Source organism: Polynucleobacter sp. CS-Odin-A6 (assembly GCF_018882095.1).
Taxonomy (GTDB): Bacteria; Pseudomonadota; Gammaproteobacteria; order Burkholderiales; family Burkholderiaceae; genus Polynucleobacter.
The window spans coordinates 13,320-34,955 of sequence record NZ_JACVPD010000001.1 but is presented as its reverse complement, the minus strand read 5'-3'; the positions used below and the strand labels follow the sequence as shown (position 1 = coordinate 34,955).

Here is a 21,636-nt window from a genome sequence, read left to right as displayed (position 1 = left end):
GCTGCGGCGTCGGATTTTACTTTAAATTTCTTAAACCAAACATCCCTCAAGCCCAGCCAGCAGTGTGTCCTTGGGCAAATCGATGCCAATAAAGACCATCCGCGTTTGCTTGGGTTCAGCGCCCCATAAACCTGCTAAATCGCTCCCCATCATCTGATGGACGCCCTGGAACACGACTTTTCGGTTACTACCCTTCACATAGAGGACGCCTTTGTAACGCAACATCTTCTCTCCAAAGACCTCCAAAATACCCGCTAAGAAGTCCTCTAATTTTTTATGATCAAAGGGTTTATCACTACGAAAAACGAAGGATTGAATGCGGTCTGTATGGCCGGCGTGACCATGGTGATCATGGCTGTGGTCGTGACCGCAGTCACTGTGATCATGATGATCGTGACCATGGTCATCCTGTTCTAAAAAGTGAGGGTCAATATCGAGCTTGGCGTTTAAATTGAACCCCTTGAGATCTAATACCGCATCCAAAGGTACGATCCCCTTAGATATACCCTGAATCGGCGCGCGGGGATTCATGTGCATCAAGCGGTTGTGGAGAGCATCTACCTCAGCAGGCGTCACCAAATCCGTCTTGGTGATGAAGATTTGATCCGCAAAGCCAACTTGGCGCTGCGCTTCTTCATGCTCTGTCAGTTGCTGCGGCCCATGCTTGGCATCGACTAAGGTCACCACAGCGTCTAAGACATAGTGATCTGCAACATCGTCGTCCATAAAAAAGGTTTGGGCTACGGGGCCTGGATTAGCGACGCCAGTAGTCTCAATCACCACACGCTCAAAGTGAATCTTTTTATCTTTTCGTTGCTCCCAAAGCGTATTCAGCGCTTCGACTAAATCACCACGAATGGTGCAGCAAATACAGCCATTGCTCATTTGCACAATGTTTTCTTGGCTGTCTTGAACCAAGATATCGTTATCGATATTCTCTTCGCCAAACTCGTTCTCAATCACAGCAATTTTTTTGCCATGGTTTTCGGTCAGGATATGTTTGAGCAAGGTGGTTTTGCCACTACCCAAAAAGCCCGTGAGAATTGTTACTGGAATTAACGCCATCATCGATCCTATCAAAATCTAGTCCCACTTTTCCCAAATGGGAAACCTGACATCTTACCGAGTTCCTGAGTCTTTACCAGCCTTTGCTCGAGGATGGGCTTTATCGTATGCTTGTGCTAGGTGCTGAAAATCTAAAGAAGTGTAAATCTGAGTGCTGGCAATACTGGCATGCCCCAGCATCTCTTGAACGGCACGTAAATCCTGAGAAGACTGCAAAACATGGCTGGCGAAGCTATGACGCATCATATGCGGGTGAACATGGGTAGGAAGACCTGCACGCATAGCGAGGGTACGTAGGCGTGCCTGAACGGTGCGAGGGGATAAACGGGCACCCGTTGCTGAAATAAACAAAGCAATCGAGTCTATCGCTAGCTCAGCCTGATCTCGCATCTCTCGCCAAGCTTTAAGCGATTCCATAGCAGGTACTCCAATAGGGACGGAGCGGCGTTTTCCGCCTTTACCTAAAACGGTAACTTCTGCAGCATCCCAATCTAACCAGCCGGCCGACTCGTGCTGACGGTCTTTGCTCTGCATCACATCAATACCCAAGAGTTCTGATAAACGCAGGCCGGAGGAATAGAGTAAGTCAATAATGGCTGCATCACGAACCGCCTCCAGATCTTTCCTTTCTTTAGCCTCTTTCACTGCTTGACTAACTAAAGCAATGGCTTGCTCAACCGAAAGTGCTTTAGGCAAAGACTTCAAACGCTTTGGCGCCTTCACATCGTCGACTGGGTTAGCAACTAGATTCGCGGTAGCTCGCCCAGCCTGTGCATCACGCCGCGCATCTTTCTCGGTAAGCCAGTCATACCAACCTCGCCATGCTGAAAGTGCTCTTGCAATGGTACGAGATGATTTTCCTTTTGCATGCAAACGGCCGGCCCAACGACGCACATGAGCATTACTCACTCTGAGCAATTCAACAGCATCGTCAGCGGCAAATATCTGTAGCTCATTTAGATCAAGGCGATACGCCTTAAGCGTATGCGGCGAGAGTTGCCTTAATACATGCAGCTCCTGCAAATACTCTTGCATGAGAGGATGAAGTTCAGCTGGCGTTTGGCTCATAAGCCTGGATGCGATCCAAAGCTGCAGCGGTTAACTCAGCAATCTGACGTAAATAGAATGCCCCCATGTCTGCTGTAAAACGGGTTTCATCTTTACTGGCCAAGAGCAGTACTGCCGGGGATTGAGCTACACCAATGCTTTTGCCCAATGGCAAGCCAATAGCCACCATGCTTTGCCATTCAGAATCAATCTTGACTTGAGTTGCCAACAGATCAACACTGGCAGAGGCCAACTCCTTAGCCGAGCCGCACAAAGGCGTATCTATCCATGGACCAAATGCCGCGTTGGGTGCTAAGAGCTTTGAAGCTTCTACCTCAAAGACTTCAGCCAAACCAGTCGTGACTGCAGACTCCACATCTGTCTTACTGTTGGCTCGCATCAAACATAGTAGCCAAGCGACTAAGCTTTGCTGAGTTTTATCATTGCGGCTACCAAAGTGCAGCATCTCACTTAAACGGCGATTGAGTTCTTGATTCTGTGTGCGCAGCAAAGTCATCTGACGCTCTTGCAATGAAATTGCACGATCTTCATGTGGATGCTTTAAGCGAACTTCGTTTAAGAGATTGGCGTAACGCTCAAAAAAGCCTGGAGTAGCTCGTAACCATTCCGCAACCAACTCTTCTTGTTCAGCCTGCTTGGGATCAATTGCACTCATGTATTTCTTTCTTGTTTAATGGTTGATTAGCCTAGCTTTTTGCGAAGTAGATCATTTACCTGGCCCGGATTCGCCTTGCCCTGAGATGCCTTCATGATCTGGCCCACCAAAGCATTAAATGCCTTTTCTTTACCCGAGCGGAACTCTTCAACTGATTTCTGATTGGCAGCCAATACCTTGTCGATCATGGCTTCTAGCTCACCGCTATCACTAATTTGCTTTAACCCTCTAGCATCAATCACTTGATCAACGGTGCTAATCTCTTCTCCTGTGATGGCCTCCTCCCACAGAATCGCGAAGATATCTTTTGCGATTTTGTTAGATATAGTGCCATCAGAAACACGCGTCAGCAATGGGGCTAAATGCTTTGCTTTTAAGGGAGCGTTTGCCGGGGCAATACCTGCACGATTCAGTGCTGAGGCAAATTCTCCGGCAATAAGATTAGCCGCTGCCTTTGCTAATGACTTATCAACAATTGCGAGTAACCCTTCAAATATGGTTGCGATATCGCGATCTTGGGTAAGTAATTCTGCATCGTAAGCACTTAAGCCAAACTCGCTTTGCCATTGTTCTCGAAGCTGTGTAGGAAGTGCCGGCATTTTGCTACGCACCTCTCCAATCCAAGCGTCGTCAATCACGACTGGTAATAAATCAGGATCAGGGAAATAGCGATAGTCGTTTGCGTCTTCCTTACTACGCATGCTACGAGTTTCTTGACGATCAGGATCATACAAACGGGTTTCCTGAATGACTTTGCCGCCATCCTCGATTAATTCAATTTGCCGACGCACTTCATACTGAATTGCCTCTTCTAGAAACCGAAAAGAATTTAAGTTCTTAATCTCACAACGCGTACCAAATTCTTTTTGACCCAATGGACGAACAGAAACGTTCGCATCACAGCGGAAGGAGCCTTCTTGCATATTTCCGTCGCATACCCCAAGCCAGACCACTAGTCTATGTAGCGCTTTTGCATAAGCTACCGCTTCAGCAGCGCTGCGCATGACTGGCTCAGTCACAATTTCTAACAAAGGTGTACCCGCGCGATTTAAGTCGATGCCACTAGATGCCTCACCGTGCGGGCCTAGAAAGCCTTCTTCATGAACTGATTTGCCAGCATCCTCTTCCATGTGGGCGCGGGTGAGCTCAACTACTTTTATTTCGTCACCAACCAAAATTTCAACTTGGCCACCAACAACCACAGGCAGCTCCATCTGACTGATTTGATACCCCTTCGGTAAGTCAGGATAGAAGTAATTCTTACGCGCAAAAATGCTCGCCGGTGAAATCTTCGCACCTACTGCTAACCCAAAACGAATGGCATGCTCAACTGCTTGACGATTTAATACTGGTAAGGCTCCAGGTAGTGCCAGGTCTACCGCGCAAGCTTGCGTATTAGGACCGGCTCCAAAGCGAGTGCTTGCCCCACTAAAAATTTTTGATTGCGTTTGTAATTGCGCATGGGTCTCTAGACCAATCACGATTTCCCATTGCATCATGCCACCTCGCTTGCTTGACGCAAATGCCAGTCGCTATGTTGCTGATATTGATGCGCCACTTGAAGTAAGCGCGCTTCAGAAAAATAATTGCCAATGAGCTGCATCCCAATAGGTAATTGATTGGAATTAAATCCGCAAGGAGCGCTCATCGCCGGTAGACCAGCCAAGTTTGTTGAAAGCGTATAAATATCTTCTAAATACATCTGGACAGGATCTTTCGATTTCTCTCCTAAGCGCCAAGCAACGTCAGGGGCAACAGGTCCTAAGATGACATCACACTGTTCAAATGCGGCTTGAAAGTCTGCCGCAATAATGCGACGAATTTTTTGAGCCTGCAGATAATAGGCATCGTAATAACCATGGCATAGAACATAGGTGCCGATCAAAATACGGCGCTTCACTTCTGCACCAAACCCTTCGGTTCTCGACTTCTTATACATATCTGATAAATCACGATATTCATTGGCGCGATGGCCGTACCGCACGCCATCAAAACGACTCAAATTACTGGAGGCTTCGGCAGGTGCCAGCACGTAATACACCGGTATGGATAGCTTGGTTTTGGGCAAACTGACTTCAACTAGCTCAGCACCTAAATCTTGAAGTGCTTTTGCTGCGTTGTTGACTGCGTTAGCCACTTCTTCTGCTAAACCATCTGCAAAGAATTCTTTTGGTAAACCAACCCGCAATCCTTGCAATGGTTTTGATGCATTGGAATTTCCTTCTTGCCAGTTTTGCGCAAGGTAACGACCGTAGTCCTCACCAGAATCCGCCAAAGAAGTGGAATCACGTGGATCGTGGGAAGACATTGCCGTCAGGAGCAAAGCGCAATCTTCCGCAGTTTTGCCCATTGGACCGGCCTGATCCAAGGATGAGGCATAAGCAATCATTCCATATCTGGAAACGCGCCCATAGCTTGGCTTAATCCCAGTCAAACCACAAAAAGCAGCTGGTTGACGAATTGAGCCGCCGGTATCTGATCCTGTTGCAATCGGTGCCAAGCCTGCTGCCACTGCGGCGGCAGACCCTCCAGATGAGCCGCCAGAAACGTACGCTGAATTCCAAGGATTCAGGACAGGGCCATAAGCTGAATTTTCATTCGAAGAGCCCATCGCAAATTCATCCATATTGGTCTTACCAAGGCAAACCATGCCAGCACCATTGGGGTTGATTTCATCTGGAATGCCTAGATTGGCGACTACTGTGGCATCAAATGGGCTGAGATATCCCTCCAGCATTTTGGAGGCTGCAGTGGACTTCCAGCCGCGTGTGACAAAGACATCTTTGTGGGCCACTGGGATGCCTGTTAATTTGCCGCCATTACCTGCGGCTATTATTTTATCCGCTTTATGTGATTGCTCTAAACTTAAGTGAGCACTTACATCAAGATAGGCATTCCATTGCCTTTCTGACTCAATACGGTCTAAAAAGTATTGGGTCAGCTCGGTGCTCGAGACCTCTTTTGCTGCCAAGGCTTTTGCCATTAATGCGACCGAGGTTTGGTGCCAACTCATTCAATCACCCGCGGCACTAAGAAATAGCCCTCTTGCTCTGCAGGGGCAGATTGCATATTTTGGCTTCGCTGGTCAGACTCCGTTACCGCATCTGATCGCAAGGGCTGAGCCAAATCTCTCAAAAACAGAATGGGGTGAGCCAGAGGGGCAAGGCCGCTGGTATCAACAGCCTGCATCTCCTCAACCAAGGCAAAAACAGCCTGTAGTTGTGGCAAAACTGCCTCGGCTTCTGTCTGACTCAACTCAAGACAGGAAAGGTGCGCAATGCGCTGAACATCATCAAGTTTCATGGGTCGCTAGAGTATCATTCAAATATATATTTTTTAACACTTACTTATTTTCTCACTACATCATGTTTGGTTTTTTCCGCAGCTACTTTTCTAATGACCTAGCAATCGACCTAGGTACCGCCAACACCTTAATTTACATGCGCGAGCGGGGCATTGTGCTTGATGAACCCTCGGTAGTGGCTATTCGCACTGAAGGCGGCCCAAATGGCAAAAAAACCATTCTAGCGGTTGGAAAAGAAGCAAAAGCGATGTTGGGTCGCGTTCCTGGAAATATTGAAGCGATTCGCCCGATGAAAGACGGTGTGATTGCCGATTTCACGATTACCGAGCAAATGCTTAAGCAATTCATCAAGCTCGTGCATGAAAGCAAGTTGCTAAAGCCTAGTCCACGCATCATTATTTGTGTTCCTTGTGGTTCCACCCAAGTTGAGCGTCGCGCTATTCGCGAATCCGCGTTAGGTGCAGGTGCATCTCAAGTGTTCCTCATTGAAGAGCCAATGGCTGCAGCAATTGGCTCAGGCCTTCCCGTTTCTGAAGCTGCAGGCTCTATGGTTGTTGATATCGGCGGCGGCACTACTGAAGTTGGCGTGATGTCATTGGGCGGTATGGTTTACAAGGGCTCTATTCGTGTTGGTGGTGATAAGTTTGATGAGGCGATTACCAATTACATTCGTCGTAACTACGGCATGTTGATTGGCGAACAAACAGCCGAATTAATTAAAAAGACCATTGGCTCTGCATTCCCTGGCCAAGAGTTGCGCGAGATGGAAGTAAAAGGTCGCAATCTCTCTGAAGGCATTCCACGCAGCTTCACTGTGACAAGCAATGAAGTTTTAGAAGCTTTGACGGATCCATTAAATCAAATTGTGACTGCTGTAAAAGCAGCTTTGGAACAAATTCCTCCCGAACTTGCATCAGATATCGCCGAGCGTGGAATGATGCTGACCGGCGGTGGAGCACTATTACGTGATCTCGATCGTTTGCTACTGGAAGAAACTGGCCTCCCAATTCATGTTGCTGAAGATCCTCTCACTTGCGTCGCTCGTGGTTGCGGCATTGCTTTAGAGCGCATCGACAAGCTGGGCGGCGTGTTCTCACAAGAGTAATTGACTTAAGCGTCGATTAGGGTATTGCAACATAGCGCTCCTCCTCTTTTCAGACAAGGCGTTCCAGCTTTAGTAAAACTCATTGTCTGTTTATCGATCAGCATCGCATTGATGTTGGTCGATTTTCGATTTAAAACGCTCGATCCAATTCGCAATAATATCAACTGGTTATTACGTCCACTAGAGTATGTGATGATGATGCCGCGAAATGTGTATGAAGCGACTTCGGAATACTTCACAACACGCGGCTCACTCGACAAAGAAAATCAAGTAATGAAAGTGCGTCAAGCAGAACTCTCTTTGCTTGCGAATCAATCGGAACTACTACTCGTAGAAAATCAGAATTTACGCCAGCTCATGGATTTGCAAAAACAAACTCCATTCAAAACATTGCCGGTTGAAATTTTATTTAATCCACCCAATCCGATTTCTCAGCGTATTGTGGTTAATCGTGGAAGCAATGACGGCCTCAAGCTTGGTAATCCTATCGCAAACGACTCAGGTATCTTGGGTCAAGTGGTTCGCATCTACGATCGCTCAGCAGAAGTTTCATTGCTAGAAGATCGTGACTTTGCTGTCCCTGTGCAAGTAGCTCGCAATGGTTTGAGAGCTGCTGTATTTGGAACGGGGCGGGGCAATCCTCTGGAACTTCGATATCTTCCGGTGGCTAGTGACCTCGAGGTAGGTGATGTACTCATCACCTCTGGAATTGACGGTGTTTATCCCCCAGGCTTTGCGGTAGCGGTTATTAGTCGAATTGAACGCAATGCAGATAAAAACTCTTCAAACGTATTCTGCGTCCCGGTCGCTCCGGTAAATCGCTATCGCCAGGCCTTAGCCCTGCTTTACGATCCGCAGTGGGATGCTAAAGCATCTACTGCAATCAGTAAATCTGATGCGCCACTGACAAATACTCCAGGTCGTCGCCAAACTCGTGCGCGAGGAATGCAATGATTGATTTTCAAAGCGGCTATATATTGCGCCCAGTCAATCCCGTTTTTATTTACCTCAGCTTGTTTTGTGCGCTGCTATTCAATTTCTTGCCAATTGGCAACTACGGCTGGGTACCAGACTGGCTCATTATTTGTATCGTTTTTTGGAATATCCACCAGCATCGCTATGTAGGTGTGATCATCGCATTTATCCTCGGTTTGTTAATGGATGTTCACAACTCCGACATATTGGGTCTACACGCCTTTACCTATTCATTGGTTGCTTATCTTGCGATCTCTTGGCATCGAAGAATTATTGCTTTATCTGTTCTGACTCAGGCTCTTCATCTTTTGCCTATCTTCTTATTGGTTACGCTGTTCCCAGTTTTGGCGCATTGGTTGTTGAGTGGGGAAATTTATTGGTGGGCGTTGACCGGCGCCATTCAAGCAGTAATTGAAGCATTATTGTGGCCCATGGCAACTTACATCTTGCTTTCGCCCCAACGTCGCCCGATTGACGTAGACCATAATCGCCCCATTTAAACAGCGATATGGTTTCATTTAAAAAACCCGATCTCGACTCATTTCAAGAGCGCATTTATATTGCGACTTTGTTTGTCACATTCTGTTTCCTATTGCTAGTGACGCGTCTAGTATGGCTTCAACTAGTAAGTCATGGTAAGTACGCACTCCTCGCTGAAAACAATCGTATTGCACTTGTGCCTGCACCAGCCAATCGTGGTCTATTAATAGATCGTAACGGGATTGTGATCGGTAGAAACTACTCTGCACTCACCTTGGATGTGAATGCTGAAGAAGTCAACGGCAATGTTGACGATCTGATCGATGAGCTCTCTCAGGTAGTGCTGATTTCACCAAGAGATCGCCGCAATTTCAAAAGATCACTTGAAGATTCCAGAAAAATGGGTACTTTTCCACTCAGGTCGATGCTCACTGAGGCGGAAACAGCTCGATTTATGGCTAATCGTCACCGCTTCCCAGGGGTGGAAATCCGCGCTAGGAGCTTTCGCGAGTATCCCTACAACGAACTTGCCTCACATTTAATTGGCTATATTGGGCGCGTTTCCCAGCGCGATAAAGAGCTCATGCAGGCTGAGATAGAGAACTCTAAAGCAGATGATCCTGATGCATTACAGACCTCTTTTTTACCGGGAATTCAATATGTAGGAAAGATTGGCTTAGAGCAAAGCTATGAAACGATTCTTCGCGGCATACCGGGATATGATCAAGTAGAAATTACGGCTGGCGGTAAACCCGTCCGCACACTTTCTAGTTCGCCCTCCGTGCCAGGAAAAAATATCGTTCTTTCTATCGATATTAAGCTGCAATATTTAGTTGAGCAACTCTACGGAAACTTTCGTGGGGCATTTGTTGCAATCGAGCCGGAAACCGGTGATATTTTAGCGTTCGTCTCTAAGCCAAACTTTAACCCCAATGACTTTGTTGAAGGAATTGATTCGGTGACGTGGAAAGAATTAAATGACTCTCCACAAAAGCCGCTCTACAACCGTCCGCTCAAGGGAATCTATCCACCAGGGTCGACCTATAAACCATTTATGGCCCTTGCTGCTTTAGAGACAAAAAAACGTACCCCGTCTCAAACGATTTCCGATCCTGGATATTTTGATTTTGGTAATCATACTTTTCGTGATGATAAAAAAGGCGGGCATGGGATTGTCGACATGCAAAAGTCTATCGTAGAGTCATGCGACACCTACTACTATCTGTTGGCGCGGGATATGGGCGTCAACATGATGTACGATTTTATGAAGCCATTTGGTTTTGGTCAAATTACGGGGATTGATTTACAGGGTGAATCAAAAGGTGTTCTGCCTTCTACAGAATGGAAGAAAAATACCTTCAAGAAACCAGAGCAGCAAAAATGGTACGAGGGCGAAACAATCTCTCTAGGGATTGGTCAAGGCTACAACGCCTTCACTATTTTACAACTGGCACATGCTATGGCCAATATGGCAAACAATGGCATTGTGATGAAGCCGCACTTAGTAAAAGCCATTGAAGATCCCTTTACAAGAAATCGAACTCTCACGACACCCAAAGAAAGCTATCGGATTGACCTTGTTCCTGAGAATATTGAAATCATTAAAAAGGCGATGATCGAGGTAAATAACTCAGGAACTTCAGCTACTGTTTTTAAAGGTACGGGCTATCAAGTAGGGGGTAAAACTGGAACAGCACAAGTATTTAGCTTGAATTCCAAAGAATATAAACACGGTGCTACTGCAGAATTTTTACGTGACCACGCTTTATATATAGCTTTTGCTCCCGCAGAAAAGCCTACTATCGTCATCGCGATGGTGGTTGAAAATGCGGGGTTTGGTGCGCAGTACGCAGCACCCATCGCTAGAAAAGCGCTTGATTTTTATCTTGAAGGCAAATGGCCTAAGGAGGTTCCTGAATGGAAAAGAGCGCCTTAATCAAGGTAAGGCAAATATTCCTTAGTATTTTCAGCGGACTTGATCGCCAGCTAGGCCTTATTTTGCTTGGTCTAGCAACGGTTGGATTGATTACCTTTTTATCTGCCAGTCAAAACACACCCGTCCGATTTGAAGATGAATTTCGCAATCTAGCACTCTCCTTTATTGTAATGTGGCTGGTTTCTCGTATCCCACCAAAGTGGTTAGAAATGGCAGCCGTTTGGATTTATGGAATAGGAGTTGCACTACTCATTGCAGTAGCTGTATTTGGTTTGATTAAAAAAGGTGCGAGACGGTGGCTCAATATTGGATTTGTAATTCAGCCATCAGAGCTAATGAAGATTGCTATGCCACTGATGCTGGCTTGGTACTTCCAGAAGCGAGAGGGCCTTCAAAAATCCTGGGACTATGGAGTAGCAGCGATCATTCTCGGCATTCCAGTATTGCTAATCGCACGTCAACCTGACTTGGGCACTGCCCTTCTTGTTTTTGCTGCGGGCATGTATGTGATCATTCTCGCAGGACTTCCTTGGAAATGGATTTTGCCATTTATAGGTATTGGCGCATTTGGAATTATTCTCATTATTATTTTTGGCAACACTATTTGCGCCCAGGACGTTGCTTGGCCATTTGTGCATAACTACCAGAAAAATCGAGTGTGCACATTGCTCGATCCCAGTAGTGATCCGCTTGGAAAAGGTTTTCACACGATTCAATCCATGATTGCCATCGGCTCTGGTGGTTTCTTTGGCAAAGGCTGGTTTCAGGGGACTCAAGCACATTTAGAATTTATTCCAGAAAAACATACTGACTTTGTCTTCGCTGTGTTTTCTGAAGAGTTTGGTTTTCTAGGTAATTTGGTGTTGTTAGCACTTTTCTTCGCGCTCATTAAAAGAGGCTTAGCTATTTCGGCCAGTGCGCCCAATCTATTTACTCGCCTATTAGGGGTGTCGGTAACCCTGATTTTCTTCACCTATGCTTTCGTCAATGTTGGAATGGTGACTGGCATGCTACCAGTTGTAGGCGTTCCCCTGCCCTTCATTAGCTACGGAGGTACCGCATTAGTTACACTAGGATTTGGCGCTGGTATTTTGATGAGCATTCATCGCCATCGACGCCTAGTACAGAGCTAATAAATAAGCCTGCAAAGCTACCCAACATTCTTGGGCAAGGCCAGGAAATTAAAAAAGCCCGGCATGCCGGGCTTTTTCATTAACAAAGCAAAAATTACTTCTTACGCTTGTTAACTGAATCTTTAAATGCTTTACCAGCAGAAAACTTGACAGTTTTAGCAGCAGCAATTTTGAGTGGCTCGCCAGTTTTTGGGTTACGGCCCATACGTGCAGCACGCTTGCCAGATGAGAATGTACCGAAACCGATCAGCTGTACTGAATCGCCTTTAGTAACAGCCTTGATGATTGTGTCAATAGCAGAATTCAATGCAAATTCAGCTTTGGCTTTTGAGATCTCAGCGTCGTCAGCAATAGCTGCGATTAGTTCTGCTTTGTTCAAGTGAAGCTCCTTATAGATATTGATGTAAGCGCACATCGCGCTTATGTGATTTTAACCACAAAAAATTATAAAAATAAAGCTACGTTGAAGTAATTTTTTTAATTACCCATTGTTTTCTCTTCTAAAACTACAATGCCAGATACAAAATACTCGGTATCTCCTAAACAGCTTGTAGGCAATCCAATGTGCTGTTCATATTTAAGAGCAACTTTTTTGCCTAAATTGTCATTAATTTTTTGTGCTACTGCATCATCACGCACTGTAAAAAAGAACTTTTCGGACATGGTTCCGGGCATAGAGACCATCGCCAGCTCACCCTCCCAAGTTTTACAAATATACCCTCGGTTGGAAAATTTCTGTACATAACCAGCTCGCTCACCACTGCCGTAGCTCCAGCTAAACATAATCCAAGTGTAGGCCGCCAGACCAGCCAAACCAATGAATACCAGGCTTAAAAGCCATTTTACGAATCTGTTCATGTGTTTTTCCTTAACAATTTGTCCCGACAGCACTCATTCGGTGCATTCTCTGTGGTCTGCTCTGACCTTAACTTCTATTTGAGCATAATCATGATAGAAATAGGCGAGAAATAGCACTCCATCCAAATTAAAATAGCGGTGTTAATGCTAATTGGTCAATCTTATGGAAATTCGTCACGCCATCTTTCTCGTTTTTGTTGTCTCCGCTCTTTATGTCTACTTTAGAGGCAAGGTACGATTTGGCTTGGTGCGCTCACTAACAGACTATCAAGTGCTTCTAGCGCCAATCAATTGTTTACTCTACTTATTCTCAAAAACTAAGGCTGGAGCATTTATTCCAGCCAGGGACTTTCCCGAACTAAAGTCTCTACAAGATCATTGGCAAGTCATTCGTGATGAGGCGCTTGCCTTGAACGCAGATGGCGCTATTGCGGTGGCAACGGGATATAACGATATTGGATTTAACTCCTTTTTTCGGACAGGCTGGAAGCGTTTTCATCTCTATTGGTACGGTAAGGAAATGTCTTCAGCACAAGCGAGTTGCCCTAAAACGGTAGCATTACTGAAATCCATCCCCTCCATCAAGGCCGCGATGTTCGCATCCTTGCCGCCGGGAGCAACCTTGGTACGTCATCGAGACCCTTATGCAGGCTCGCTCCGCTATCACATTGGCTTAGTTACTCCCAATGACCCTAAATGCTTTATTGACGTAGATGGTGAGCGTTATTACTGGAAGGATGGTGAGCCGGTCATGTTCGATGAAACCTATATTCACTATGCCGCAAATGAAACTGATCATCAACGTATCGTCTTATTTTGCGATGTGGAACGCCCAGTCCACACCAAATTGATGCAATTATTAAATCGCTGGTTTGGGCGCTACATCATGAGCGCCGCCGCCTCTCAGAATGTGGCAGGAGAAAAGCTTGGGCTGGTCAATATTCTGTTTAAGTATTTTTATCACTTACGGGCGCAAGCAAAAAAGCTCAAAGCAAGGCATCGGAGCATTTACTACGTCGGTAAATGGGTTTTAATTTTAGGCATTTTGTGGGCCGTATTTTGGTGAGCATTAGGGGCTTAGTGCTTCAATAATTTGCTCCGGGGTGATTGAACCCCAGATTTCGACTCGCTTAACACGGCTACTTTGTCCGGATAACAACTGAATCTGTTTTTGAGGCACCCGCAACTGCTGGGAAAGCCAGGCCAAAAGCATCTCATTCGCCTTATTGTCTTGGGCGGGAGCTTGAAGCGATATCTTGAGACAACCATCATGCAAACCAACCACCCTCGTCAGCTTTGCGCCTGGCTGGCAATGCAAATTAAGGGCAATACCAGTTGGGGTTTGTTTTAACCAGATTGGCGCCATTAAAGTCCTTTAAACTCAAAGCATGATTATGAAGAACTCCAGCGCCTTAAACCAGTTATTTGCAAATAATCGCGAATGGGCTGAGGCCAAGATTGCCAAAGATCCCGATTTTTTTAAGCGCCTAGTTTCTCAGCAAGCGCCAGAATATCTTTGGATTGGTTGCTCCGATAGTCGAGTTCCGGCAAATGAGATTGTGAACCTACTTCCAGGCGAGCTCTTTGTTCACCGCAACGTTGCTAACGTAGTGGTACACACTGACCTCAATTGCTTATCAGTCATTCAGTTCGCAATTGACCTGCTTAAGGTGAAGCATATTTTAGTAGTGGGTCACTATGGTTGCTCTGGTGTTCATGCCGCCCTCACTGATAGACGCATTGGTCTTGCTGATAACTGGTTGCGCCACGTAAAAGATGTTCATCAAAAACATGAGCGTTACCTCGGAGATCTTCTTTCTACTCCGAAACGTCAAGATCGCTTATGCGAACTCAATGTCATTGAGCAAGTTGTCAATGTTTGTGAGACTACTATCGTGCAAGATGCCTGGGCGAGGGGCCAGGAGCTAACGATTCATGGTTGGGCCTATCGCCTTGAAACTGGTCTGGTAAATGATTTGGGGATGTCGATTAGCTCCACCGAAGAAATGAATCTGCGCTACACCAAATCTTTATCCCGCTTTGACGCCGAATAAATTTAGCCTTGCTTAAAAACTTTTCAAACTGGTCTGGAGTCGCTTTACTCAGATTTTTGGCATCTCTTCCTTACAAGACCCTAGTCTCACTAGGCTATGGATTAGGATACCTAGCAGCACATATTCCCAATAGTCGCAATCGCGTAGTTCAAAAAAATCTAGAACTCTGCTTCCCGGAACTCGGGGCACTAGAGATCAATCAACTCAGAAAACAACATTGGCGACTACTGGGTCGTAGCCTTGTAGAAAAAAGCATTATTTGGCTTGGTAGCAAACAGCAGTTAGCAGATATGATCGAAATTCAATCGGAGGTAAACCTCAGCGATAGACAACCCCGCATCTTAGTAAATATGCACTTCATCGGCATTGAGGGCAGTATTATTTTGAGCGCTCTAGCAAAAGACAAAGGTTGGCCACGCACCTCTGGTTTTTTCCAGAGAATGAAAAGTCCATTTTTCAACCAGAAAATTATTGAGTGGCGTAATCGTTTTGGTGGCAACTCTATTGATCGACAAGGGCACTCTCTTGAGCTCATTCGAGAAATCCGGAGAGGCAGCTTCATCATCATCGCGCCCGATATTGATTTGGGCATCAAGGACTCTACATTCGCCCCCTTCTTTAATATTCAAACCAATACCATCACGGCGGTATCACGCCTTGCAAAAATCACGGGCGCACAAGTCTGCATGATGATTACAACCTTGAAAGAAAATGAAGCTGGATATCTCTGTAAGATTAGCAAGCCCCTAGAGAACTTCCCCACCGACAACCCTGAAGAGGATACTGCAAGGCTAAACCAGATTTTTGAACAAGAAATACGGCTTCGGCCTGCCGAATACTATTGGGTACATAAGCGTTTTAAGAATAGGCCTTTCAACGAGGCTAGTCCTTATTAGAGCCTCAGAAGCGGTTACTTGTAGCGCTCCTATCATCAGAACCTAGTCTTTACTCGGGCAATTGCCCGATAATGTGGTGATGGAAGAAAAAATACGCGTCTCTAAGCTACTTTCTGAGCTAGGTCTCTGCTCCCGTCGGGAAGCAGACTCTTACATTGAACAAGGCTTGGTTACAGTTGACGGCGAAGTAGTTAATGAGTTGGGCTCTCGGGCATTTCGTCATCAGAAGATTGAGTTGCAGTCTGGTGCTAAAGCACAACAAGCATCCCGGATTACCGTCATTCTGAATAAGCCGGTGGGCTTTATCTCCCACTTTGATGATGAGCAAGAGTACCAACCCGCTGCCTCATTGATCACCCCAGAAAACTACTTTGCCAGTCCGCTGGATAAAGGTCGAAATCCTCGATTTAATACTCGCGGTCTCGCGCCTGCTGGTCGTCTTGATATTGACTCCACTGGAATGTTGGTCTTGACACAAGATGGGCGGATTGCAAAACTCCTCATTGGAGAAAATAGCCCCATCGAGAAGGAATATTTGGTCCGCGTTGAAGGTGCACTCTCTTTTGCAGATCTAGACCGGTTAAAACATGGTCTGGAATTGGATGGTGTCGTACTAAAGCCAGCTCAAGTAAGTTGGCAAAATGAAGATCAACTCCGCTTTGTTTTGCGTGAGGGGCGTAAGCGTCAAATTCGTCGAATGTGCGAGATGGTAGGCCTCAAAGTGCTGGGGCTGAAACGGGTACGCATGGGTAAACTTTCTCTTGGCGCCCTGCCTCCCGGCAAATGGCGCTTTGTCAGGCCTGAAGAGCAATTCTAAAAGGCGCTGCCCGCTTATAATTCTGTTTACTAGATTAGGCGCAGAATTCCCATCGACACTATTACCCCCAGCACTCCTGGCGCAGAAGTTTTAAGGCGCCGTAGCTTTGCTATCATCTCTCACCCAGATGCGGGCAAAACTACCCTCACAGAGAAACTCTTGCTCTACGCAGGCGCCATTCAAATCGCTGGCAGTGTGAAGGCTCGTAAGGCCAGTCGGCACGCAACTTCAGACTGGATGGAGATTGAAAAGCAACGGGGTATTTCAGTAGCAAGCTCTGTAATGCAAATGGAATATCGCGATTGCATTATTAATCTTCTAGATACGCCAGGGCACCAAGATTTCTCGGAAGATACTTATCGTGTGCTTACTGCAGTGGATTCAGCGCTCATGGTGATTGATGCCGCCAATGGCGTTGAATCACAAACCCTGCGCCTACTTGAAGTCTGCCGTGCACGCAACACTCCAATCGTCACCTTCATCAACAAAATGGACCGCGAGGTAAAGCCGCCCATGGAGTTAATGGACGAGATTGAAACTGCGCTCGGTATTGAGGTGGTGCCGTTTACTTGGCCTGTGGGTATGGGTAAATCATTTGCCGGCGTAATCGATATTGCTAACTCCCAAATGCGCATGTTTAAAGCGGGTGAAGATCGCGTAACGGAAGACTCGCATGCGATCGTTGATATCAACGACCCTGCATTAAAAGAGCGTTTAGGGACTGATCTTGAAAATGCACTTGCGGAAGTAGACTTAATTAAAAATGCGATGCCTGCGTTTGATCGTGAGGCATTTTTAGCCGGGCGTCAGTCACCCGTTTTCTTTGGCTCAGCTATTAATAATTTCGGTGTACGAGAAATTCTCAATACTTTAGTTGAGCTTGCACCATCACCGGGATCGCGCAAGGCTTTACAAAGGGAAGTTAGCCCGGCTGAAAATAAATTCTCTGCAGTTGTCTTTAAGATTCAGGCGAATATGGATCCAGCCCATCGAGATCGTGTTGCCTTCTTACGTATTTGCTCTGGGCATTTTCAGCGTGGCATGAAACTTAAGATTTGTCGTAACGGCAAAGAGGTGCGGACCAATAATGCCTTGTCTTTTCTATCGCAACGACGCGACATCTTGGATGAGGCCTTTCCCGGCGATATCATTGGCCTACCAAACCATGGTCTCCTGAGGCTCGGTGATACGCTCACTGAAGGTGAGCAGCTGCAATTCACCGGCTTACCATTTTTTGCACCAGAAATTTTCCGCATGGTAGAGTCGGCAGATCCATTACGCTCTAAACAGTTACGGACTGGCTTAATGCAGCTCGGCGAAGAGGGGGCGATTCAGGTATTTCGCCCCATGATGGGTGGCACGATGTTGCTGGGCGCATTTGGTCAGCTACAGTTTGAGGTAGTTAGCCATCGCTTGCAAACTGAATACGGCGCTGAGGTTCGCTTGCTTCCTGCGCGCTACAACCTGGCACGCTGGGTAAGCTCAGAAGATCCGGTAGCACTAAAAAAATTCATTCAAGAAAATATTCACCGTATGGCCGAAGACGTTGTGGGTGCATCGGTATTTTTAGCCAGTCATAAATCTGAGTTAGATGTTGCCCAACAACGCTGGGAATCGATTCAATTCCATGCTTTAAGAGAGCACGCCGGCCTAATCTATCAATCAGACCTAGCTGGTTAAATTAACGCGGGCTGGCTTGCGGCCAATTGCAATCAAATACAGCCACGAGCTGGGTAGCACTCTTTCTAAAGGATGCGGTCTTGCCATATTGCGCACAATACGCATTTGCTTTTTGCGTTAGTGATGCTATGGATTCACCATCACTATTGAGAAAAGTCACCTGATTTGCATCTGAAGCATCGGTATAAACGGCAGCGCAAGCACTCAAACTGAGAATGCTTAGTAAGGCAATCCATTTTAGGTGTTTCATTAAAAATCTTCTTGTTTGATACATCGATTGCATGGTCTTATCGCTTTAATTTATTCACTAGAACAGTAGTGGCCTTGCTGACAAAAGGGCGATAAATCAGAATACAAATAATTGCGACAGGATAGGCTATGGACCAAACCTCAAGCCATACCCAAAAGAAATCGTGGGCTGCCCCTACTCGAACTAAGGTTGTTGCTAATGTGATGCTCAAGGACATCAGGCCGCCCATGATCACAGCAAAAATAAGATTGGGGATATTAATCATGATTTCAACATTCAACAAATTGGGGCTAGGAAAATAAGGATGTTCGACGTACTGCAATCATAGCGCCTAGACCACTTAACTGTTATTCTGATTTGTGATCACTATTCTGCGCCCTAGATAGGGGAATCTGCCGAGCATGCTCAAAGATTCATCATTCCAATACTCTAGGAATCTATATGGCTGCTGGCCAAAACCAAAGAAATAGAAAAAATGACTCCATGGTCACCAAAACTGGCAAAGCCAGATTAGGGCCGCTCAATGTTGCTCAATTAACCAAGCTTCTTGACTCAAGCACTAAGCCCAAAGAGAAGGCGAAGATTCAAAGGGCCCTCAATAAAGCTGGTCCAACTCCAGCCCCAGTCGCCGCGTAAGCACTAAGCATTAAGCCCCGAAATTACCGGGGCTTTTTCTTATGTAATATGCTCTCATAATGAAAGCATCTCCACACATCCACTCACTCTATATTGCCAGTCTAGCCGGTCAACCGATGATGAAGATAGAACGGGCCGACATCGTTACTGGTCAGGGAATCGTTGGAGATCGCTATGCGGCAGGTATTGGAGCATTCTCCATCTCTAAACCAAAAATACGTCATGTCTCTCTCATCGCCCTCTCAGGCATAGCAGATGCGAATCTCCAATTACTGGCTAATCAACATACTCTCTTTAGTGTAGGCGATACACGTAGAAATATTGTGATCGACCATCTTTCTTCTGATGAGCTCAATAGCCTAGTTGGAAAGATTTTTTATTTAGGTGGGCTCGCATTCAAAGGTACTGAGCTATGCGAACCCTGCCAAAGACCTGCTAAATTATTAGCTAGACCTGATTTCATAAACGCCTTTAAAGCTCGTGGCGGAATTAGGGCCGAAGCGCTGGAGTCTGGATCTATTACTGCCAAAGATCTTCTTACTCTTCCCACTGCTGGAAACAAATGATCACCTATACCGAGCATGCAAGCATCAGCCCCGAGCAAGCAATCGACCTTTACACTCGATCGACTCTTGGGGAGCGTCGTCCAATCGACAATGTAGATACCTTTGCAGCCATGCTGGCCAATGCTAACCTCATCATTTCAGCATGGGATGGGGAGCAATTGGTAGGAATTAGCCGCAGTCTGACAGACTTTGCCTATGTTGCTTATTTAGCTGACCTTGCTGTGGATGAACAGTATCAGCGACAAGGAATAGGAAAGCGTTTGATTGAAGAAACTAAGGCGCGCTTGGGGCTCAGTTGCATGATTGTGCTTCTCGCCGCTCCGAAAGCAAATGCCTACTATGAACATCTTGGCTTCGAGCACAACCCAAGGGCATGGATGATGAAAAAATGACCACAACAAGACTTTGCCTTATCCGCCATGGAGAGACCGCATGGAATTCTGAGCAGCGCCTCCAAGGGCATACTGATATCCCTCTGAATGTAAAAGGGGAAAGACAGGCACGTCAAATGGCCCAAGCACTAAAAGATGCAGAAGTCACATTTGATGCACTTTATACCAGCGATCTTAAAAGAGCAGCTGACACCGCTAATGCAGTTGTTGAATTATTTGCCGTAAAGGCTCAGGTTGATAGCTCTTTAAGAGAGCGTCATTTTGGAGCACTTCAGGGGCTATCGATTAGTGAGGCGCCCGCACTCAGGCCAGATCTTTGGCAGGCGCACATTACTCGCGACCTAGACCATGAACTCGAGGGTGGTGAAAGTATTCAGCAACTTGCCACACGAGTCCAACAGATCTTAGATTGGATTCAGGAACAACATGCTGGTAAAACCGTTGTGATTGTGAGTCATGGCGGCACGATCGATATGATGTTTCGCATTGCCAGCAATCAAGCTTTAAATACTGAACGTGTGGCCTCAGTCCCAAACGCCTCATTCAATTGGATTACCTATCAGCAAGATAGTGGCTGGTCAGTAGAGCAATGGGGTGACACCCGACACCTCGAGGGTCCCGCCTTAGAAAATGTGGACCTCTAATAAAAAATCACCTTCGTGAAGGTGATTTTTGGCTTTTCAGAAAGAAGCTTACTTTCTGATGTGCGCGTGACGCGCAGCATCTTGTGACATTCCCTCGCCCTTTGGCTTACCCTCGAGCGCTTCTTTTTCAGCAGTAATTTCTTTACGGCGCTCTTTGCAAGAACCAGCAATTTCTTGCAAAGCCTTACGAGCCCGGGCTGCAGAAGCTTTAACTCCTTTTCCCTGAAACTTTTCATTCTCTGATTGATAGGCCTCAAAAGCGGCAATTAATTTGTCATGATGGGACATACATCTCCTTATAAATTATTGAATTAATTAGCTTAAGTTGCACTTTAACCTATTAATATGTCATCGACTGTATTTATTGTGCCCAACGATTCATCATCATATTCAGCTTTTCTGGCCCCAGCTCTTTGAGATAAAGATTAAAGTCATTTCGCAAATTTGAGCCCTTCTTAAAAGCAAAACCGAGGTTGTCGAATCCCACCACTTGGTAGCTGCTACTCACTGGCAGATCTAATGCTTTCTGATAATTAACCAGCATGACACTGTCAACAAATACTAAATCCACGTTCCCGTTTTGTAATGCAATTAAGGCTTCTGCCGGAGACGGATATAACTTGACTTGGTCGACTGAGTAATAGCCCTTAGGCTGCAATATGGTTTTTACGTAATCATCAAACACACTACCTCTTGGATAGGCAATAGAGTATTTCTTGAGCTGTGATAAATCAGTGATTTTGATATTGCGATTTTTTAATCCAATGAGCTGCCAAGTGCTGGTGAAATAGGGATTAGAAAAATCCATGACCTCTTTGCGCTTGTCAGTAATTGAGATTCCCGAGAAGGCAACATCTGCTTGTCCGCTAGTGACTGCACCTAACATGCCGAGCCAATCGTAAGCGGTCATTTTAAATGTACAGCCCCGCGACTTGCAATATCCCTCAAATATCTCCAGGTCCATCCCAGTGTATTTGCCATCTTTCTCAAACAGCATTGGTGGAATCGCGGGAGATACGGCCACTTTGATTACATTGGATTGCTCCTCTTTGGAGCAGGCTCCAAGAATCAATAGAATCGCTAGCGAGGAGATGATTAGGCGAACAAGTCTCATGATGTAGT

27 protein-coding genes are annotated in these 21,636 nt (G+C 46.0%); 14 read left to right on the top strand and 13 right to left on the bottom strand.

The window, feature by feature from the left end:
* Positions 1-30: 30 nt before the first annotated feature.
* From ICN15_RS00225 to gatC, 6 genes are read right to left on the bottom strand one after another with little or no spacing between them, the layout of a single operon-like run.
* Positions 31-1,068, bottom strand: coding sequence for a GTP-binding protein (locus ICN15_RS00225; RefSeq protein ID WP_216200508.1), 1,038 nt, complete (start codon positions 1,066-1,068; stop codon positions 31-33).
* 51 nt (positions 1,069-1,119) lie between these two features.
* On the bottom strand, positions 1,120-2,133 hold the full coding sequence (locus ICN15_RS00220; protein ID WP_216200507.1) for a tyrosine recombinase XerC: 1,014 nt from the start codon (positions 2,131-2,133) through the stop codon (positions 1,120-1,122).
* On the bottom strand, positions 2,114-2,788 hold the full coding sequence (locus tag ICN15_RS00215) for a DUF484 family protein (RefSeq protein ID WP_216200506.1): 675 nt from the start codon (positions 2,786-2,788) through the stop codon (positions 2,114-2,116). The genes ICN15_RS00220 and ICN15_RS00215 overlap by 20 nt, the downstream gene beginning before the upstream one ends.
* A gap of 26 nt (positions 2,789-2,814) precedes the next feature.
* Positions 2,815-4,284, bottom strand: coding sequence for an Asp-tRNA(Asn)/Glu-tRNA(Gln) amidotransferase subunit GatB (gene gatB, locus ICN15_RS00210; protein ID WP_216201469.1), 1,470 nt, complete (start codon positions 4,282-4,284; stop codon positions 2,815-2,817).
* Entirely contained in the window at positions 4,284-5,801 is a 1,518-nt protein-coding gene (gene gatA, locus ICN15_RS00205; protein WP_216200505.1) for an Asp-tRNA(Asn)/Glu-tRNA(Gln) amidotransferase subunit GatA, read from the bottom strand. The genes gatB and gatA overlap by 1 nt, the downstream gene beginning before the upstream one ends.
* Positions 5,798-6,091 (bottom strand): Asp-tRNA(Asn)/Glu-tRNA(Gln) amidotransferase subunit GatC, encoded by a 294-nt coding sequence (gene gatC, locus ICN15_RS00200; RefSeq protein WP_216200504.1) that lies wholly within the window; start codon positions 6,089-6,091, stop codon positions 5,798-5,800. Before gatC ends, gatA begins: the two co-directional genes overlap by 4 nt.
* 62 nt (positions 6,092-6,153) lie before the next feature.
* On the opposite strand from gatC, the gene ICN15_RS00195 reads away from it, so the two are divergent.
* The 5 genes from ICN15_RS00195 to rodA are packed head-to-tail and all read left to right on the top strand — an operon-like array spanning position 6,154 to position 11,721.
* On the top strand, positions 6,154-7,197 hold the full coding sequence (locus tag ICN15_RS00195) for a rod shape-determining protein (RefSeq protein WP_216200503.1): 1,044 nt from the start codon (positions 6,154-6,156) through the stop codon (positions 7,195-7,197).
* 24 nt (positions 7,198-7,221) lie between these two features.
* Positions 7,222-8,151 (top strand): rod shape-determining protein MreC, encoded by a 930-nt coding sequence (gene mreC, locus ICN15_RS00190; protein ID WP_216200502.1) that lies wholly within the window; start codon positions 7,222-7,224, stop codon positions 8,149-8,151.
* Positions 8,148-8,672, top strand: a complete 525-nt coding sequence (gene mreD / locus ICN15_RS00185; RefSeq protein WP_216200501.1) for a rod shape-determining protein MreD — start codon at positions 8,148-8,150, stop codon at positions 8,670-8,672. Before mreC ends, mreD begins: the two co-directional genes overlap by 4 nt.
* An 8-nt stretch (positions 8,673-8,680) precedes the next feature.
* On the top strand, positions 8,681-10,588 hold the full coding sequence (gene mrdA / locus ICN15_RS00180; protein WP_216200500.1) for a penicillin-binding protein 2: 1,908 nt from the start codon (positions 8,681-8,683) through the stop codon (positions 10,586-10,588).
* Positions 10,570-11,721: a rod shape-determining protein RodA gene (rodA, locus tag ICN15_RS00175; RefSeq protein ID WP_216200499.1), complete on the top strand. Its 1,152-nt coding sequence runs from the start codon at positions 10,570-10,572 to the stop codon at positions 11,719-11,721. Before mrdA ends, rodA begins: the two co-directional genes overlap by 19 nt.
* 94 nt (positions 11,722-11,815) lie before the next feature.
* On the opposite strand, the gene ICN15_RS00170 is transcribed toward rodA, so the two are convergent.
* Both ICN15_RS00170 and ICN15_RS00165 read right to left on the bottom strand, forming a co-directional pair.
* Positions 11,816-12,100 (bottom strand): HU family DNA-binding protein, encoded by a 285-nt coding sequence (locus tag ICN15_RS00170; RefSeq protein ID WP_169709856.1) that lies wholly within the window; start codon positions 12,098-12,100, stop codon positions 11,816-11,818.
* 98 nt (positions 12,101-12,198) lie between these two features.
* Positions 12,199-12,579 (bottom strand): hypothetical protein, encoded by a 381-nt coding sequence (locus tag ICN15_RS00165; RefSeq protein ID WP_216200497.1) that lies wholly within the window; start codon positions 12,577-12,579, stop codon positions 12,199-12,201.
* Between the two features lie 169 nt (positions 12,580-12,748).
* On the opposite strand from ICN15_RS00165, the gene ICN15_RS00160 reads away from it, so the two are divergent.
* On the top strand, positions 12,749-13,645 hold the full coding sequence (locus tag ICN15_RS00160) for an aspartyl/asparaginyl beta-hydroxylase domain-containing protein (protein ID WP_370625405.1): 897 nt from the start codon (positions 12,749-12,751) through the stop codon (positions 13,643-13,645).
* 3 nt (positions 13,646-13,648) lie between these two features.
* On the opposite strand, the gene ICN15_RS00155 is transcribed toward ICN15_RS00160, so the two are convergent.
* A complete protein-coding gene (locus tag ICN15_RS00155) occupies positions 13,649-13,945 on the bottom strand; it encodes a DUF167 domain-containing protein (RefSeq protein WP_216200495.1) in 297 nt (98 codons plus the stop codon).
* A gap of 22 nt (positions 13,946-13,967) precedes the next feature.
* Here ICN15_RS00155 and can point away from each other — a divergent pair, with 22 nt between their 5' ends.
* The 4 genes from can to ICN15_RS00135 all read left to right on the top strand — a co-directional run bounded on the left by can (position 13,968) and on the right by ICN15_RS00135 (position 18,026).
* The gene (gene can / locus ICN15_RS00150; protein WP_216200494.1) at positions 13,968-14,633 is read left to right on the top strand and encodes a carbonate dehydratase; all 666 of its coding nucleotides are present in this window, start codon (positions 13,968-13,970) and stop codon (positions 14,631-14,633) included.
* A gap of 8 nt (positions 14,634-14,641) precedes the next feature.
* Positions 14,642-15,529, top strand: coding sequence for a lipid A biosynthesis acyltransferase (locus ICN15_RS00145; RefSeq protein WP_216200493.1), 888 nt, complete (start codon positions 14,642-14,644; stop codon positions 15,527-15,529).
* A 79-nt stretch (positions 15,530-15,608) separates the two neighbouring features.
* Complete coding sequence (locus tag ICN15_RS00140) at positions 15,609-16,346, top strand: pseudouridine synthase (protein WP_216200492.1); 738 nt, start codon at positions 15,609-15,611, stop codon at positions 16,344-16,346.
* Between the two features lie 51 nt (positions 16,347-16,397).
* Positions 16,398-18,026, top strand: coding sequence for a peptide chain release factor 3 (locus ICN15_RS00135; RefSeq protein WP_370625404.1), 1,629 nt, complete (start codon positions 16,398-16,400; stop codon positions 18,024-18,026).
* 1 nt (position 18,027) lies between these two features.
* On the opposite strand, the gene ICN15_RS00130 is transcribed toward ICN15_RS00135, so the two are convergent.
* Positions 18,028-18,276 carry a hypothetical protein gene (locus ICN15_RS00130; RefSeq protein WP_216200491.1) on the bottom strand — a complete coding sequence of 83 codons (249 nt, stop codon included), beginning with the start codon at positions 18,274-18,276 and terminating at the stop codon, positions 18,028-18,030.
* A gap of 37 nt (positions 18,277-18,313) precedes the next feature.
* Positions 18,314-18,598, bottom strand: a complete 285-nt coding sequence (locus ICN15_RS00125) for a DUF2798 domain-containing protein (RefSeq protein ID WP_255532800.1) — start codon at positions 18,596-18,598, stop codon at positions 18,314-18,316.
* A 119-nt stretch (positions 18,599-18,717) separates the two neighbouring features.
* Between ICN15_RS00125 and ICN15_RS00120 the strand changes: the two genes are divergently transcribed.
* Genes ICN15_RS00120 through ICN15_RS00105 form a run of 4 tightly spaced genes read left to right on the top strand, consistent with a single transcriptional unit; the run spans position 18,718 to position 20,514 of the window.
* Positions 18,718-18,912, top strand: a complete 195-nt coding sequence (locus tag ICN15_RS00120) for a hypothetical protein (RefSeq protein ID WP_216200490.1) — start codon at positions 18,718-18,720, stop codon at positions 18,910-18,912.
* 59 nt (positions 18,913-18,971) lie between these two features.
* A complete protein-coding gene (locus ICN15_RS00115) occupies positions 18,972-19,478 on the top strand; it encodes an MOSC domain-containing protein (protein WP_255532799.1) in 507 nt (168 codons plus the stop codon).
* Positions 19,475-19,870 carry a GNAT family N-acetyltransferase gene (locus tag ICN15_RS00110; RefSeq protein ID WP_216200489.1) on the top strand — a complete coding sequence of 132 codons (396 nt, stop codon included), beginning with the start codon at positions 19,475-19,477 and terminating at the stop codon, positions 19,868-19,870. The genes ICN15_RS00115 and ICN15_RS00110 overlap by 4 nt, the downstream gene beginning before the upstream one ends.
* Positions 19,867-20,514 carry a histidine phosphatase family protein gene (locus ICN15_RS00105; RefSeq protein ID WP_216200488.1) on the top strand — a complete coding sequence of 216 codons (648 nt, stop codon included), beginning with the start codon at positions 19,867-19,869 and terminating at the stop codon, positions 20,512-20,514. Before ICN15_RS00110 ends, ICN15_RS00105 begins: the two co-directional genes overlap by 4 nt.
* A gap of 48 nt (positions 20,515-20,562) precedes the next feature.
* On the opposite strand, the gene ICN15_RS00100 is transcribed toward ICN15_RS00105, so the two are convergent.
* Together ICN15_RS00100 and ICN15_RS00095 are read right to left on the bottom strand one after the other, a co-directional pair.
* Entirely contained in the window at positions 20,563-20,802 is a 240-nt protein-coding gene (locus ICN15_RS00100) for a hypothetical protein (protein WP_173961168.1), read from the bottom strand.
* Between the two features lie 73 nt (positions 20,803-20,875).
* Positions 20,876-21,628, bottom strand: a complete 753-nt coding sequence (locus ICN15_RS00095) for a transporter substrate-binding domain-containing protein (RefSeq protein ID WP_216200487.1) — start codon at positions 21,626-21,628, stop codon at positions 20,876-20,878.
* Positions 21,629-21,636: the final 8 nt, after the last annotated feature.

Coding starts and splice junctions, on each gene's coding strand:
- ICN15_RS00120 (WP_216200490.1), top strand. CDS start 18,718: ATGGCTGCTGGCCAAAACCAAAGAAATAGAAAAAATGACTCCATGGTC.
- can (WP_216200494.1), top strand. CDS start 13,968: ATGATTATGAAGAACTCCAGCGCCTTAAACCAGTTATTTGCAAATAAT.
- ICN15_RS00195 (WP_216200503.1), top strand. CDS start 6,154: ATGTTTGGTTTTTTCCGCAGCTACTTTTCTAATGACCTAGCAATCGAC.
- ICN15_RS00225 (WP_216200508.1), bottom strand. CDS start 1,068: ATGATGGCGTTAATTCCAGTAACAATTCTCACGGGCTTTTTGGGTAGT.
- ICN15_RS00155 (WP_216200495.1), bottom strand. CDS start 13,945: ATGGCGCCAATCTGGTTAAAACAAACCCCAACTGGTATTGCCCTTAAT.
- ICN15_RS00100 (WP_173961168.1), bottom strand. CDS start 20,802: ATGTCCCATCATGACAAATTAATTGCCGCTTTTGAGGCCTATCAATCA.
- mrdA (WP_216200500.1), top strand. CDS start 8,681: ATGGTTTCATTTAAAAAACCCGATCTCGACTCATTTCAAGAGCGCATT.
- gatB (WP_216201469.1), bottom strand. CDS start 4,284: ATGCAATGGGAAATCGTGATTGGTCTAGAGACCCATGCGCAATTACAA.
- ICN15_RS00110 (WP_216200489.1), top strand. CDS start 19,475: ATGATCACCTATACCGAGCATGCAAGCATCAGCCCCGAGCAAGCAATC.
- ICN15_RS00165 (WP_216200497.1), bottom strand. CDS start 12,579: ATGAACAGATTCGTAAAATGGCTTTTAAGCCTGGTATTCATTGGTTTG.
- ICN15_RS00130 (WP_216200491.1), bottom strand. CDS start 18,276: ATGAAACACCTAAAATGGATTGCCTTACTAAGCATTCTCAGTTTGAGT.
- ICN15_RS00105 (WP_216200488.1), top strand. CDS start 19,867: ATGACCACAACAAGACTTTGCCTTATCCGCCATGGAGAGACCGCATGG.
- ICN15_RS00215 (WP_216200506.1), bottom strand. CDS start 2,788: ATGAGTGCAATTGATCCCAAGCAGGCTGAACAAGAAGAGTTGGTTGCG.
- ICN15_RS00095 (WP_216200487.1), bottom strand. CDS start 21,628: ATGAGACTTGTTCGCCTAATCATCTCCTCGCTAGCGATTCTATTGATT.
- mreD (WP_216200501.1), top strand. CDS start 8,148: ATGATTGATTTTCAAAGCGGCTATATATTGCGCCCAGTCAATCCCGTT.
- ICN15_RS00220 (WP_216200507.1), bottom strand. CDS start 2,133: ATGAGCCAAACGCCAGCTGAACTTCATCCTCTCATGCAAGAGTATTTG.
- ICN15_RS00140 (WP_216200492.1), top strand. CDS start 15,609: ATGGAAGAAAAAATACGCGTCTCTAAGCTACTTTCTGAGCTAGGTCTC.
- gatC (WP_216200504.1), bottom strand. CDS start 6,091: ATGAAACTTGATGATGTTCAGCGCATTGCGCACCTTTCCTGTCTTGAG.
- rodA (WP_216200499.1), top strand. CDS start 10,570: ATGGAAAAGAGCGCCTTAATCAAGGTAAGGCAAATATTCCTTAGTATT.
- gatA (WP_216200505.1), bottom strand. CDS start 5,801: ATGAGTTGGCACCAAACCTCGGTCGCATTAATGGCAAAAGCCTTGGCA.
- ICN15_RS00115 (WP_255532799.1), top strand. CDS start 18,972: ATGAAAGCATCTCCACACATCCACTCACTCTATATTGCCAGTCTAGCC.